Raw genomic sequence first — 14,520 nt, forward strand, 5'->3', positions numbered from 1 at the left:
ACTCATTGAGAGATCCTTTAATTAAAATTTCATTGGTCTATTCCCAATTAATACGGTATAATGAGCGTTGAATTAACATGTGTTTATACTGACAATTTCAAAAAGGTAATATGTTCTTTTTGAACTTCTCAAATCCATTTTGAAAGGATCTTTACCTTGGTAAGTAGTAATCCAGCTCATGGAAAGAGCAACGCAAAAATTATTCTGATTGGCGAACATGCCGTTGTTTATGGTCAACCGGCAATTGCCCTTCCACTTACAACCGTCAATGTTAAAGTAACGGTTGAAGACGCCGAAACCGAAAGTACGATCAACAGCAGTTACTTCACGGGAAAGTTAGCTGATTTTCCGGTTTCAGGAATCAAACATTTAATTAACTATTTAATCGATAAAAATGAAATTGAAAATCCATTAAGTATTACGATCAAAAGCGATCTCCCTGCTGAACGCGGAATGGGTTCATCAGCAGCGGTTGCGGTTGCTTTGATCCGGGCATTTTACACATATTTAGGCAAGCCATTAACCAAGACCCGGTTACTGAACCTTGCAAATATTTCAGAAAAAGATACCCACAAAAATCCAAGCGGGTTAGATGCCGCAACCTGTGCAAGCGAACAACCGATTTGGATGGTTCGCAACCAGGAATTAAAGACTTTTCCAATTAAGACACATGGGTACCTTGTAATTGCCGACAGCGGAATTAAAGGCAAAACAAGTCAAGCAATTGCCGTTGTTAAGGAACGGTTAATGCATAACCCGGATGAAACCCAGAAATTGATCTCTGATTTAGGGCAACTTGCTTTTAATGCAAAAGACGCCCTTGCATCAGATGATATTGAAAAACTCGGCGAAATTTTCAATGCTGCGCAAACCATTTTACGCCAGTTAGGCGTTAGTTGCGCGCAACTAGATGATTTGATCGCCCTCAGCTTGAAGAACGGTTCGCTCGGCAGTAAATTAACCGGTGGCGGCAAAGGCGGATGCTTCATTTGCCTTACGAAATCAATTGGCGATGCCAGCGGCCTTTCGCAAGCCCTTTTAAACGCTGGCGCAACCCAAACGTGGATCGAACCTTTACTTAAGGAGGGCGTTCATGAATAATTCACCAATTACTGCCCGTGCACATACAAATATTGCATTGATCAAGTATTGGGGAAAAAAGGATGTTGATTTGATCATCCCGCAAAACAGTTCGCTCTCACTTACCCTTGACCACTTTTATACCGATACAACGGTCAAGTTTGATGAAGGATTAGCGCAAGATGTTTTTACCCTTAACGGCGAACCTGCTGAAAATCCAAAGGTCAACCATTTTATGGACCTTGTTCGCAAACTTGCAGGAATTCAAACTTTTGCGCGAATCGATTCGATTAATCATGTTCCTTCAGCTGCGGGACTTGCATCTTCGGCATCGGCCTTTGCTGCCCTTGCCGCTGCTGCCAGTAAGGCTGCAGGATTGGATTTGAGCAGAAAAGATCTTTCGCGCCTTGCACGTCGCGGATCAGGCTCTGCCAGCCGGTCGATCTATGGCGGATTTGTCGAATGGCAACAAGGCCAAGATGATCAAACATCCTATGCCGTTCCCGTTGAAGAACACCTTGACTGGCCAATTGGAATGTTGGTTGGAATCGTCAACTCCGGGCAAAAGAAAATCTCTTCCCGGGCCGGAATGCAGACCGTTGTTGAAACATCCCCGTATTATCAGGGGTGGATCCAATCAACAACCGAAGATTTAAAATCGATTAAAAAGGCAATTCAAAACCGTGATTTTCAAAAAGTTGGTGAAATCACTGAAAGCAACGCGCTTAAAATGCATGCATTAAATTTAAGTGCCCAACCGCACTTTAACTACTTTGAACCAATGAGCTTAGCAATCATGCAAGAAGTCGAACGGATTCGTGAAGAAGAACACATTCCGTGTTACTACACCCTTGATGCGGGTCCAAACGTTAAAATTTTATGTATGCAAACGGATGCCCCTGCTATTCAGCGGATTTTAGCTTCAAAATTTGACCAAATCACGTTTGAATTTGCTAAACCTGGAGAAGGAGTTCGCTTTATCGAAGCATAAGGAGGTAACTAAGTGGTTAACGTCAAAGTCCCCGGAAAACTTTATCTTGCTGGTGAATATGCCGTCGTTGAACCTGGAACCCCAGCCGTGATCGTTGCAGTGGATCGGTTTGTCCACCTCAAAATTACATCGGCAACCGCGACCGGGACCATTTACTCGCATCAGTATCAAACCGTGCCGGTTAAATGGCACCGAACAGCCCACCACCAAATTCAACTTAAAGACGAAGTTCAACTTGAATTTGTGTTTGAAGCAATTCGCTTAACTGAACGGTATGCTACTGAATGCGGCCATCAACTTCAATTTTTCAACCTTGAAATCGATAGCGAGCTTGATAGTCCTGATGGCAAAAAATTTGGTCTTGGATCGTCAGCAGCAGTAACTGTCGGCGTTGTGAAGGCGATTGCTGCGTTCTATCATCTTCACCTGACTGCTATGGAAATATATAAACTTTCCGCCCTTGCGCACTATAACGTTCAAGGCAATGGCTCCCTGGGAGATATTGCGGCCAGTGCATTTACTGGATGGATTGCCTATTACTCGCCTGACCGGAATTGGTTACTTGATCAGCCACAAACGCCACTCAAGCCGTTAATTGCAGCTGATTGGCCGGAGTTAAAAATTCAGCCGCTTATTCCCCCAACGACCGCCGATTTGATTGTCGGATGGACAGGCGCTCCCGCCTCAACCAAACATCTTGTTGCTGAAGTTAAACGGCGCAGTCATTTAAAGTATGATACGTTTGTTGTTCAAAGTGCGCAATGCGTTGAAAAGTTAATTCAGGCAATCAAAAATGATGATTTTGAGAAAATAACCGCTGCAATTACCCGCAACCGGGAACTTTTAAATGAATTAAGTGAAATTAGCCACGTCGAATTGGAGACTCCCCGGCTCAAAGAATTGATCGAGCTTGTTGTTCGCTTTGGCGGAAGCGGCAAAATGTCCGGGGCTGGCGGTGGCGATTGCGGAATTGGGTTCGTTAAACATGGATCAAATTACCAGCAGATTTTTGAACAATGGCGGCAGGCCCAAATCTTACCGTTACAGTTATCGACGTACACAAGTAATGAGGAATAATAATGGATATTCAAGCACATCGCAAAGACGAGCATATTTTTATTGCTGAAAAACTTTATCAGCCGGAAAGTCGGAATCGTTTAGATGAAGTCCGGTTGTTATTTAAAAATATTCCTGAAATTTCGAAAAACGAAATTTCATTAACAACAACCATCATGGGATATCAAGTTGATAGTCCCTTTTTTATTAATGCAATTACCGGCGGCAGTCCGCAAACTGACAAGCTTAATTTTCAGCTTGCCCAAGTGGCTAACCAATGCCACGTCCCCTTTGCGACCGGTTCAGTGAGCGTTGCCTTAAAGGATCCGGCAAATGCTGACGGTTTCAAGCAGTTGCGCCAATTAACGCCAGATACCCTGCTTTTCACCAATTTGGGAGCTGGGAATGATCTTGCAACGGCAAAACAAGCGCTTGAACTGACCCAAGCAGATGGTTTGCAAATTCACCTCAACGTTGCTCAAGAATTAGTAATGCCTGAAGGCGACCGCATCTTTTACTGGAAAGACCAGCTTCAAAATATCAGCGATCATCTTGAAAAACCACTAATGGTCAAAGGCGTTGGTCAAGGGCTTACTCCTAAAACTGTCAAAATGCTTGCTGAAATGGAAATTCAGAACGTTGATCTTGCTGGCAAAGGTGGAACGAACTTTGTCGCAATTGAAAATGAACGCCGGCATGACGCTGATTATTCATTTCTAAATGACATTGGTCTTAGTCTGGCTGAATGTCTTCTTGGTGCGCAGCCGCTTCGCGATCAAATTTCAATTACTGCATCCGGTGGCATCCGAAATGCCCTCGAAATCGTAAAAAGTCTTGTTCTTGGAGCGGACTCAGTTGGCATTTCCGGAATGTTCCTTCACACCTTGATCAAAAACGGCCCTGAAGTATTAGTTGACCTAATTACCACGTTGCAAAGTCAGATCAAAGACTTAATGGTGATGCTCGGTTGCCGCACGATTCCAGAACTGCATCAGGTTCGTTACCTGCTAAGTCCTGCATTGATTAGTGATCAAAAACAATTAAATGAGTAAGAAAACAGGTTGAGCCAAGCTCAACCTGTTTTCTTATTCTCACACTATCAGATTGCTAATTCAAAAACCGTAATCCCTTTGGAATAAAGTTTTTAACCGTTGTCCCCACAACTTTTCCAAAGGCAAAGCCAACTCCTTCACATGTTAAAAGCGTCCATCCGTTTGAAGCAGAATTCGAAAGCGTCACGGTTTCGCCATGCATGTACCTTTCCCACTGATCCATTGAAAGTTCAACTTTCGCCGTTCCTTCATCCGGATTTAAAGTCAACGCTAAATTATAGCTGGGTTCAAACCGTTTCTTTTTGAATTCTCCAAGATACAATCCTGGCCGCATGTACTTCATTGCAAAAATATCTGGCCAATCACGATCGAAATAGTACAAATGATTATTAAACACCTTAAAGTTTGACCGCTTAACATCCGCCCATTCATCCGTAATATGATTGATTGTTTGCTGCCAAAGCGCGAATTGATCAGATGTTAATTGCGATTGATTTTGCTTCTTATTCTTCTTTTTAGTTTTAACCTTTCCTGGTTTACCATTGAGGTGTAATTTTGCAACGAACTGGCCTTCACCCTTAAAATGATGTGGCATCAGCCGAACCGTTTTTGCAAGTTCTGGATTACCATCCGCAAAGTCCGGCCGCCCGGCATCCATTCCCTCAAATTTTGGAATTTCAACCAATTCAAGGTCCGGATAAGTGGTCAACAACCAACTGATGATCTGTTCGTCTTCTTCGGGTGAAAATGTACAGGTCGAATAAACCAGCTCCCCACCCGGTTTAAGGGTTTGAATCGCATCGGCTAAAATCTTGCGTTGCCGCGCAGCACATTCTGCCGGGTAATCGCGGTGCCAGTATTTGATTGCGTTATGGTCTTTACGGAACATCCCTTCCCCAGAACACGGTGCGTCGACGACCACCTTATCAAACCGCTGCTTAAGATTCTGTGCAAGGTGGGATGGATCTTCATTCAAAATAATGACGTTTTTAGCCCCAAAACGTTCAAGGTTTTCCACTAAAATCGAAGCGCGCTTATGGTTGATCTCATTACTTACCAACAAGCCTTGATTATTTAGTTGTTGAGCAATGTGGGTCGACTTTCCCCCGGGAGCGGCACAGAGATCTAACACCGTTTCGCCAGGCTGCGCATCCACGACCTGCCCGACATACATTGCACTAATGTCCTGACTGTACACATAGCCTGCTTGATGGGCCAATGAACGACCACTAACCATGCCATAATATCCATCCTTAATGAACGGAATGGGACGCGCGGTATCAATTTGAAGGTGATCAGCATGCGGTTTCAGCGAATTGACGCGAAAACCTTTTTGTACATCTTCATCAAGGCTTTTGAAAAATGCTTCGGCTTCATCGCCAAGTAACGTTTGATATTTTTCAATAAAATCTTGCGGTAACTTTAACATAAAAATAGGGACGGATAACTTCGTCCCTGCTCCTTTCTAAAAATTAAAGGTTGATCTTCAATTTCTTAACATCATGTTTGATTACAAAGTAGAACAACAAAATTGCTACAATGTACAAGATGACAATAAACGGAATCAATTGGGCATAGGTACTCAACGTAAAGACGACCGTCCCAATCAATGTGCCGACGATCATTCCAACCCCGTTATAAATGGTAAATGAACGCCACTCTTGGAAAACAACGCGCCGTTTATCATTTGAAGCAAATAATTCGGCTTGGAAATCTTTCCGGGTTGCAATTGACCATAAGAATGCCCCACCAAGGGTCCCAATTACAATCGCAATCAAGCCCATCAAGTGAGCAAAGTGATTGGAGATCCAAGAACCGCTTTGGGCAAGGGTATTTTGATGAACAACCCGCTTTACGCTGGCTGCATTAAAGGTCTTTTTCAATAAACTAGTCGAAAATGATTTGCGCCCATCGATCTTAATAATGAAATCATTTGAGTTCAAATTCTCCATGATGTCACGTCCACCAGCAATGAAAATTTGATTATCAAGCTTTGAATGGGCCCGATTTTCGCCCATGATCCCTAATACCGGAATATAGTGATTTCCATAATGCAGGTAGGCTTGATCTTTTGGCTTATAAAGTTTCTTCTTTAAATTTTGACCAACGACCGCAACGTTGACGATCGAGTCAAAGTCGTTTTTAGAAAAGAATTCGCCTGAAACCATCGGCGGAACCGGAAAATTTCCTTTTCCATAGAAATACGTAATGTTCTTATCTTTCTTTGATTGAAAGTGAACTTGAGCATTATCGATTGCTGAACTATCATCCAGTTCCTTGGTAAACTTACTTAACTTTTCATTTTGCCGCAGGTTGATTTGGTACGCTTCCGCTGTTAAATTACGGTTATCCAATTGCAAAATCAAATCCCGCTGGTTGATCTTTGAAAAAATAAACACACAGAGAAATGAAAGCAATGCGGTGTACAAAATTGTTAAAAAATTCTTTTTTGCCACTAAATGTCATTCCTAACTAATTCAAATTAAAATTTACTTTGCAAAATATTCAGCAAATTTATCGGCCATTTCAACGGTCGTTTCATATGATACTTTATGCCCTGCTCCAGGGGTCGTAGTCATTGTAACATTTTTCGCAAAGTCTTTTCCTTGAATTTCATCAAAGAATTTCTTCGTTAAGTTGTATGGCACCATGTCATCAGCTGTCCCGTGCCAGAAATGCAATGGCCGGCCCGCAATCTTTTCACGATTCAATGACATATCAATTTGATTTAATCCGGCTAACTGTTCGTGAATGTATTCTTGCGGAACATCTTCAATTCCCGGTAAATTGTCAACTAAAATTTTCGCAAACGCAACCGGGTTCGGGGTTCCTTCGAGGCAAACCGCATTCTTGATCCACGGATAAACCGTAAATAAGGCACAAACGGTAATCCCGCCCATCGAAAGACCGCCGACTGCAACGTTATCGCCGTCAATTAATCCTTGATCAGCGTATAACTTGACGAATTTTGGAAATTCTTCAATTGACTTTTCGATAATTTGCCAAAATTGCAACTGATGATTTTCAGCGGGACCATCTGCTCGTTCACCGTGGAACAAGGCATCCGGCATTACGACCCGAAAGCCCTTCTTCGCAACTTCATATCCTTGGGTAAGGTTATTTTCTTTTCGTCCTGTCCATCCATGATAAAAAACAATCAACGGAAGTGATTGGTCTTTTTTATCTTCCTCAATTAACTCCAAATAAGGCAATCCTTGACACTCTTTATGAATAATTGAAATCATAATCATGCTCCTTCCATATTGACCGTATAAATAAAATTATAACGCTAAATCATGATGAAAACCTAGTAATTATATTGACTTTGTGGTAGTTTTAAATTAATTCGACTTTTAATTACTTTAAGGAGGGAGATTTTTAATGGATCAGAAATTAATTGCCTTAGATCTTGACGGAACGACCTTGAATTCCGAATCACAATTAAGTTCCAAAACAAAGGAAGTTCTTCAAAAGGCTCAAGATGCTGGGCATATTGTTGCGTTAGTTACCGGTCGGCCCAACCGCAATTCCGTTAACTACTATGATGAATTAGGATTAAAAACACCAATGATCAATTTCAACGGTTCACTGGGGCATATTCCACATCACCACTGGGATAAAGAATATGAACTAACCTTTAACCGTAAAATTGCATTTGACATTTTACATGAAAAAGAGAATCTCGGAATTAAAATTATTGCTGCTGAAGGAAAGGACCTTGCGCTTGCAGACGTTCCCAATAACGTCCTTGATGGTTATTTCCCAACCGCATTAAAATCAACCGAAGTTTTAAATCAAATGAACTTACAACGTGATCCAACATCAATGATGTTACTGGTTGATCCTAATAAAAAGGACAACATCGTTCATCAACTTGAATCCAACTTCGGTGATCGAATCACGGTCGGCGTTTGGGGCGGCCCGAATCCAATCCTTGAATTATCACCGCGCGGAATCAACAAGACTTACGGAGTACGTTACTTAGCGAACTACTTTAACATTGATCGGCAAAACGTGATTGCATTCGGTGATGAACACAACGACGCCGAAATGTTAACGTATGCCGGTTGGGGCGTCGCCATGAAGAATGGAACGGACAAGATCCGCAGCCTTGCAAATGACGTTACCCCTCTTGATAACGCGCATGACGGCATGGCATACTATCTTGAAGATTATTTGAATTTAGCTTAATAAAAACGGATGACTGAAAAATTTTAGTCATCCGTTTTTTATCACTTTTCGTCGCTCTTTAAAACGCCCGCAACTGCATAACGGTCTTTCCGCATTTCATCTAAGATAACGTGAACGTGTTCTGCCGGTGCCCCGGTATTCTTAGTAACAGCATCAGTAATATCAGCTACAAGCTGCTTAAGTTGTTCTTGTGAACGTCCCTCGATCAATTCAACGTGAACTAATGGCATGCCACCCTCTCCTTTCGCCTGTTAATCATCACTCATCGTAACCAATCAAATCCTAAAAGTCAATTTGAGATTTGTGCTATAATTAACTTGACTAACAAAAAGTAAGCTGATATATTATTAATAACATCATTTTATGGATAAACAATTTATAATTATGATGATTATTGCAGAAAGGAATTGATTCACATGACAAAGAAACCAATTATTGGAATTTCAGGAAGCATTATCGTTGATTCGGGAGCTCCGTTTCCAGGCTATCACCGGTCATATGTAAATGACGACTACATCGATTCGGTGATTCAAGCCGGCGGAATTCCGTTTATCATTCCTTTTAATACTGACAAGGAAGTTATTAAGGACGAAATTGCGCACCTCGATGGGATCATTTTGAGTGGCGGTCATGATGTTGATCCGTTGAACTATCACCAAGAACCACGGCAAAAGCTAGGAACAACCTTTCCTGAACGCGATGCTTTTGACTTTGCACTGGTCAAAAACGCCGAAGAAAAGAATATTCCGGTGTTGGGAATTTGTCGGGGATTTCAAGTCCTCAATGCATATCATGGCGGAACGATTCTTCAAGATCTAAGTTACGCTGATCATGAGTTGCTGCGACATGCTCAACCGACTGATCCAACAACCCGGACCCATTCATTAAATGTTAACGAAAACACGCTTTTTGCTCACCTATTTAACGATTCTCAAATTCGGGTAAACTCATTCCACCATCAAGTCATCGACCAGGTTGCAGATGACTTTGAGGTCGGGCTGGTTGCTCCTGATGGCGTTGTTGAGGGATTTCAAAATATGAAGTCGCCGAACTTTGAATTCGGAGTTCAATTTCACCCTGAAATGCTTCACCGCTTTGATCCAAATGCACAAATAATTTTTAAGACCCTGATTGACCACGCAAAGAGAGTTGATTAATTATATGAAAACTAAAAATAAAATGGGACTTTTAAGCATCATCCTGCTTGGAGTAAATGCCATTATCGGTTCCGGAATCTTTTTACTTCCCAACAAGGCATATTCCCTTGTTGGAACGTCCAGTTTATTCGTTTTTCTTTTTGATGCCGTCCTTGTGATCACGATTGCCCTTTGCTTTGCCGAAGCTGCCGGACTATTTAAAGAAAATGGCGGTCCGTACGTTTACGCCAAAGAAGCCTTTGGTGACTTTGTCGGTTTTGAAGTCGGCTTTATCAAATGGATCATTAGTATGATTGCTTGGGCGACAATGGCAAATGGTTTTGCAACGGCTTTAGGCCAAATTTTTCCAGCATTGAATCATCGGCCAGCTCAGGTTGCCGTCATGACCGTAATCATCGTCGGGCTTTCGGTCATTAACCTTTTAGGAGTCAAATGGTCAAAGGTTGTTAATAATTTTGCAACAATTGGCAAATTGATTCCGCTGATTATTTTCATTATTGCTGGAGTCTTCTTTATTAAAGGGGGAAACTTCCATCCAGTTGTTTCACCAAAATTATCATCCACCTCATTCGGGGCGGCTGCCTTATTGATTTTCTATGCTTTTACCGGCTTTGAATCAATTGCCGTTGCTGCGGAAGATATGGATAATCCACAAAAGAAATTGCCACGAGCCATTCTCCTTGTAATGACCATCGTTTCAATCTTTTACATTTTGATTCAGGTCGTTTCAATCGGCGTTTTAGGTTCGCATCTTGCTGCCGCAACTACCCCTGTTCAAGCAGCAATGACTGAATTTATGGGAAATGGCGGATTGATCATTGTTGCTGCCGGCGAATTGATCTCAATTGGCGGAATCAACATTGCTTCGTCATTTATCACCCCACGCTCGGCGGTTGCCTTAGCGGACGACGGCTTGTTACCGCAATTCATGAAAAAACGGGCCCAAAATAATGCACCGGTTTGGGCGATTATTATTACAGGATTAATCACATTGCCGATCGCCCTTTCAGGTTCATTTACAACGTTGGCCGCGATCAGCGTTGTTTCCCGGTTTGCCCAATACTTGCCAACTTGCTTATCAATTTTGATTTTCCGGAAAACGAAAAAAGACGTTGACCGGCCATTCAAAATTCCGTTTGGCCCGATTATCCCGATCATTGCAATTTTAGTAAGTCTTTGGTTACTTTCAAAGGCTACCTTGCAGAATCTGATCTGGGGGTTCGGCGGTCTGATCATCGCCGTTCCGTTCTATTTCATCATGCGTAAACTGAATGCAAAGAAAACACGTTAGAATTTGAAGAGAGACTGTGACTTAAGTTGCAGTCTCTCTGTTATATTCGTATAATCCGGTTCCAAAACAAACGAGCTACTTGGAAGTTGAAAACCTCCGAATCTATGCTGGCGCGATTCGTTCGCTTTTCTGCTTCCACCACGCTCGTTTTGAACGTTTTGTCACACCTTCTTTTTTATTAAAAGCAAATTTTAAATTTAATTAAAAGCTTGATATAATTAAAGTAAGAATATTAACTGAAATGAGGCCTTAAGATGTTTAGTAATCGCCAAACTCTCTCTGCATGTACAAGTATTTTAGTTGGTAAAAAGGCAACTGCAGACGGCTCAACAATGATTGGGCGGAACGAAGATTGCCGTAGCGCATGGCCAAAACACATGACCGTTCATCCTCACCAAGAAGGAATTGAAAATAATCATTACTCATCTCCTGACAAAGATAATGATTTTGAAATTGACCTTCCATCAACTAGTTTCAAATACACCGCGACGCCTGAATGGACTGACGAATTTGGAACCTTTGAAGAAGATGGAATCAATGAATTCAACGTTGCAATGAGCGCGACCGAAAGTGCATACGCTAATCGCCGGGTTCTTGGATACGATCCGCTCCTTAAAAGCGGAATTGCTGAAGAAGCAATAATCAACGTTGTCCTCCCATTTATTAAATCTGCTCGCGAAGGGGTTGAACGACTCGGTCAAATCGTTTCTGAACATGGTGCCGCCGAAGCAAACGGGGTCCTCTTCTCAGATGAAAATGAAGTTTGGTACTTTGAAATCGGATCAGGCCACTATTGGGTTGCCCAACAAATTCCGGCCGATTCATATGCGGTTGTTGCCAATCAGCTTGCAATTCAAGAAGTTGATTTCAGTGATCATGAGAATTTCATTACGGCGCCTGGAATTCGCGACTTTGTCCGAGAACACCATTTGAACCCGGCTAAAACCGGCTTTAACTTCCGTAATATTTTCGGTACCCATTCATTATCTGATGAAATTTACAACACGCCGCGTGTTTGGGATGGTCAACGGTTGTTAAATCCTGAAATTCACCAAGAACCGATGGACGAAAACTTACCGTTTATCCGTAAAGCTAACCGGTTGCTTCACCGTGATGACGTTGAAGCCGTTCTTGCTTCACACTTCAAGGGAACCGAATATGATCCAATCGGAAACGGTCCAGAAGAATCGAAGAAGAAATTTAGACCGATCAGTTTAGCAAAGACTCAAGAATCACACATTCTTCAGATTCGGTCAAACGTTCCTGAAACACTCAAGGGGATCCACTGGCTTGCATTGGGAGTAACTGCTCAAAGCACATTCGTTCCGTTCTACGCAAGCGCAACGGATGTTCACCCAGCATACAAAGTTGGAACAAAAGATTACTCCCCTGACTCAGCTTACTGGATCTACAAGCTTGTAAGTGTGCTCGTTGATCCGCACTATCTTGAATTTGGCAAAATGCTTGCTGATACCCAAGATGATTTATATGCTCAATTTACTCATTTGATTGAAGAAACTGACCACCATGCTACCGAATTATCAGGTGATGCTCAAATTGACTATCTCACAAAGCAAAGCATTCACTTCCAACAAGTTGGAATTGATCGCATGCAAGCTTTGACAAGCAAACTGATCACGGCCGCAACAGATATGTCACCATTGAACTTCAAAACTGACATGAATCTTTAAAAAGGAGAGTAAAACTTCAAATGAAAATTACTCAAATCAGCAATAACCGCGGAATCATCATCAAGTCTTCAATTAAAAAAGTTATTATTGATGGTGACGTGGAAAATGCAAGTGCGTTTAAAGATGTTGTGATTACCCATCTTTCAGCGGACACTTTAAATATTATTGAAAGCAACTCTTCACCCTACCGCAGAATCAACGTTAGCTATGACTTGATGCGGTTGCTGCAAAAACTGTGGCGTAATGGTCTGCTAAAGCGTCCCGAAGTAATGCCCAAGTTTCGCATTTTGCCAACAAATTATCCGTCAGTTCTCGGACTCGAATTTCGCATCACCCCGTTTGATAATGATGACGGGTTAACCGGTTCGTTTGCAATTTTGATTGAAGATATGAACACTGGCGAAAAGATGGGATATGTTCCAAACTTTATTACTCAAGGCCAACACCGCAATCGAATTAAAAAGTGGAAAAAGCATCTCCGGGACAGTAAATTGAATCAGTTAATCATGTTTAATACCAACGTGGATCCAGAAAGCAAACAGGTTAGCTATTCTGAAAAAGAATTTAAAAACCAATTAACTGAAAAACTTGAAGGCCATGATAATGATTGGCTTCAAAGGCAGTTAATGCCGTTTAACCCTGCACGGTTATTAACAATCAATCGGCTTGCTGCTGAAAATAATAGTCCAATCGTTTGGTTGCCGGCATATGCCAGACTTCTGCACTATTACTACCCTGATGAAGATTGGCTGTATCAATCAGATCAGTTAACAGATGATTTGAAAGGATTTTTTGAAAAGGAGCACCACCTTGTTGCTGCCAAACAGCAAGACTCAGATGCTATTTTTCAAGCCAAATCAATCATTCCGCTTAACCAGCACTTAAACGAATATGCCGATCAATTCAAGCATACCCTTCCGCAAAATGACTTAACGGAAATTATGCAAATTATCGGTGCTCAAGAAACATATTTGATTTAAAAATTAGCGGCTATGGTAATGCCATGGCCGCTTTTGAATATAAAAAAGAGGCTGGAAACTCCAGCCTCAAAGGTAAGTGTAAAATCGAAAAAAAGCTACTGCAAAACTTTTCTTCATTAAAAGAATACCAAAGTAAATTATTAAATCAATTAAGTTATTTTTAGATTTTAACTGAATATAATTCGATGTTTTATCAAATTGTTCCAATAATTTATGATTAGCATTTCTTTTTAATAAGATTTTTAACTAATATACGAATAAACATTAAAATTAGAAAATGATTATTTTAACGTTGACTAACGATTAAAATTTGTTTAATATCATATCAAACAATGTTATTCATTTGTTTTGCGTCCAAAACTTAACGACGGACGACGTTAAAAGCTAGAAATCAGGGGAGGTTTGACTCATGCCAAAAAACATTTTAAAAAAAGTTATCGGTTCAATTTCGATTTGCATCGTTATCATGGCCGTTAATAAGTGGTGTAATGATTAACTTCAATTAAGAAAGACGCGGACTGAATTTTACCAAGTTCGCGTCTTTTTATATTCAAAAAAGCCCTATCCCTTTCAAAACAAGGGATAGGACTTGCAAATCAAACTAATTATTTAATTTGTGACATTATCTATATTCGATTTTCAATATCATTCAACAACCGCTCAGAACGTTGTCATTTAAGCAATTCTGGCGGTTATTTTTCATGTTAATGTCAATATATTATCATTAAAAAGCCATTAAATTTTATCGCTTGGCACACTTTTGGCACACTAAATTACAAAATAAAACCCACTGGTTTTTTGGGGGTCACCAGTGGGGACTTGAGTAAGTTAACGACCAAATACTTTAGGGTGTAAGTTAGTTGGCCGTAAAGTGTAAGGATTGAAAGCGAAAAAGACTTCGCTTTCGCTAAGCTGGCAAAACCCAATAGGTTGATTAGCTTCATTATAACAAAATAAGGTCGTATTTGAAATACGACCTTACCGCAACGGGTTCACATAGAATGCTACCGCCACTCTTAAAATTTATTGTA

Annotated in this window: 13 protein-coding genes; 9 read left to right on the forward strand and 4 right to left on the reverse strand. The window is 41.2% G+C overall.

Annotated features, from left to right (window positions below; all coding sequences use genetic code 11):
• The first annotated feature begins 156 nt into the window (after positions 1-156).
• The 4 genes from mvk to fni are packed head-to-tail and all read left to right on the forward strand — an operon-like array spanning position 157 to position 4,179.
• The gene (gene mvk, locus Q3C15_RS01560) at positions 157-1,101 is read left to right on the forward strand and encodes a mevalonate kinase (protein ID WP_057827312.1); all 945 of its coding nucleotides are present in this window, start codon (positions 157-159) and stop codon (positions 1,099-1,101) included.
• On the forward strand, positions 1,094-2,071 hold the full coding sequence (gene mvaD, locus Q3C15_RS01565) for a diphosphomevalonate decarboxylase (RefSeq protein ID WP_302703674.1): 978 nt from the start codon (positions 1,094-1,096) through the stop codon (positions 2,069-2,071). The genes mvk and mvaD overlap by 8 nt, the downstream gene beginning before the upstream one ends.
• A gap of 12 nt (positions 2,072-2,083) precedes the next feature.
• Positions 2,084-3,148 carry a phosphomevalonate kinase gene (locus tag Q3C15_RS01570; RefSeq protein ID WP_204778719.1) on the forward strand — a complete coding sequence of 355 codons (1,065 nt, stop codon included), beginning with the start codon at positions 2,084-2,086 and terminating at the stop codon, positions 3,146-3,148.
• 2 nt (positions 3,149-3,150) lie between these two features.
• Positions 3,151-4,179 carry a type 2 isopentenyl-diphosphate Delta-isomerase gene (gene fni, locus Q3C15_RS01575; RefSeq protein ID WP_302703676.1) on the forward strand — a complete coding sequence of 343 codons (1,029 nt, stop codon included), beginning with the start codon at positions 3,151-3,153 and terminating at the stop codon, positions 4,177-4,179.
• Positions 4,180-4,234: 55 nt separating this feature from the next.
• Here fni and Q3C15_RS01580 read toward each other — a convergent pair whose 3' ends face one another.
• From Q3C15_RS01580 to Q3C15_RS01590, 3 genes are read right to left on the reverse strand one after another with little or no spacing between them, the layout of a single operon-like run.
• Entirely contained in the window at positions 4,235-5,608 is a 1,374-nt protein-coding gene (locus Q3C15_RS01580) for an RsmB/NOP family class I SAM-dependent RNA methyltransferase (protein WP_302703679.1), read from the reverse strand.
• Between the two features lie 43 nt (positions 5,609-5,651).
• Complete coding sequence (locus Q3C15_RS01585; protein ID WP_302703680.1) at positions 5,652-6,635, reverse strand: hypothetical protein; 984 nt, start codon at positions 6,633-6,635, stop codon at positions 5,652-5,654.
• A gap of 33 nt (positions 6,636-6,668) precedes the next feature.
• Positions 6,669-7,424 carry an alpha/beta fold hydrolase gene (locus Q3C15_RS01590; protein WP_283596554.1) on the reverse strand — a complete coding sequence of 252 codons (756 nt, stop codon included), beginning with the start codon at positions 7,422-7,424 and terminating at the stop codon, positions 6,669-6,671.
• Positions 7,425-7,560: 136 nt separating this feature from the next.
• Between Q3C15_RS01590 and Q3C15_RS01595 the strand changes: the two genes are divergently transcribed.
• Complete coding sequence (locus tag Q3C15_RS01595) at positions 7,561-8,370, forward strand: Cof-type HAD-IIB family hydrolase (RefSeq protein ID WP_283596555.1); 810 nt, start codon at positions 7,561-7,563, stop codon at positions 8,368-8,370.
• A 41-nt stretch (positions 8,371-8,411) separates the two neighbouring features.
• Here Q3C15_RS01595 and Q3C15_RS01600 read toward each other — a convergent pair whose 3' ends face one another.
• Positions 8,412-8,600, reverse strand: coding sequence for a 2-hydroxymuconate tautomerase (locus Q3C15_RS01600; RefSeq protein ID WP_057827304.1), 189 nt, complete (start codon positions 8,598-8,600; stop codon positions 8,412-8,414).
• 186 nt (positions 8,601-8,786) lie between these two features.
• Between Q3C15_RS01600 and Q3C15_RS01605 the strand changes: the two genes are divergently transcribed.
• The 4 genes from Q3C15_RS01605 (at position 8,787) to Q3C15_RS01620 (ending at position 13,489) form a co-directional block, all read left to right on the forward strand.
• Positions 8,787-9,527 carry a gamma-glutamyl-gamma-aminobutyrate hydrolase family protein gene (locus tag Q3C15_RS01605; protein ID WP_302703682.1) on the forward strand — a complete coding sequence of 247 codons (741 nt, stop codon included), beginning with the start codon at positions 8,787-8,789 and terminating at the stop codon, positions 9,525-9,527.
• Complete coding sequence (locus Q3C15_RS01610; RefSeq protein WP_283579724.1) at positions 9,523-10,818, forward strand: APC family permease; 1,296 nt, start codon at positions 9,523-9,525, stop codon at positions 10,816-10,818. The genes Q3C15_RS01605 and Q3C15_RS01610 overlap by 5 nt, the downstream gene beginning before the upstream one ends.
• 254 nt (positions 10,819-11,072) lie before the next feature.
• Positions 11,073-12,509, forward strand: a complete 1,437-nt coding sequence (locus Q3C15_RS01615) for a C69 family dipeptidase (RefSeq protein WP_289554594.1) — start codon at positions 11,073-11,075, stop codon at positions 12,507-12,509.
• 20 nt (positions 12,510-12,529) lie between these two features.
• Positions 12,530-13,489 carry a hypothetical protein gene (locus Q3C15_RS01620; RefSeq protein ID WP_283579653.1) on the forward strand — a complete coding sequence of 320 codons (960 nt, stop codon included), beginning with the start codon at positions 12,530-12,532 and terminating at the stop codon, positions 13,487-13,489.
• Positions 13,490-14,520: the final 1,031 nt, after the last annotated feature.

Source organism: Ligilactobacillus sp. 110_WCHN, from assembly GCF_030518115.1.
GTDB lineage: Bacteria > Bacillota > Bacilli > Lactobacillales > Lactobacillaceae > Ligilactobacillus > Ligilactobacillus aviarius_C.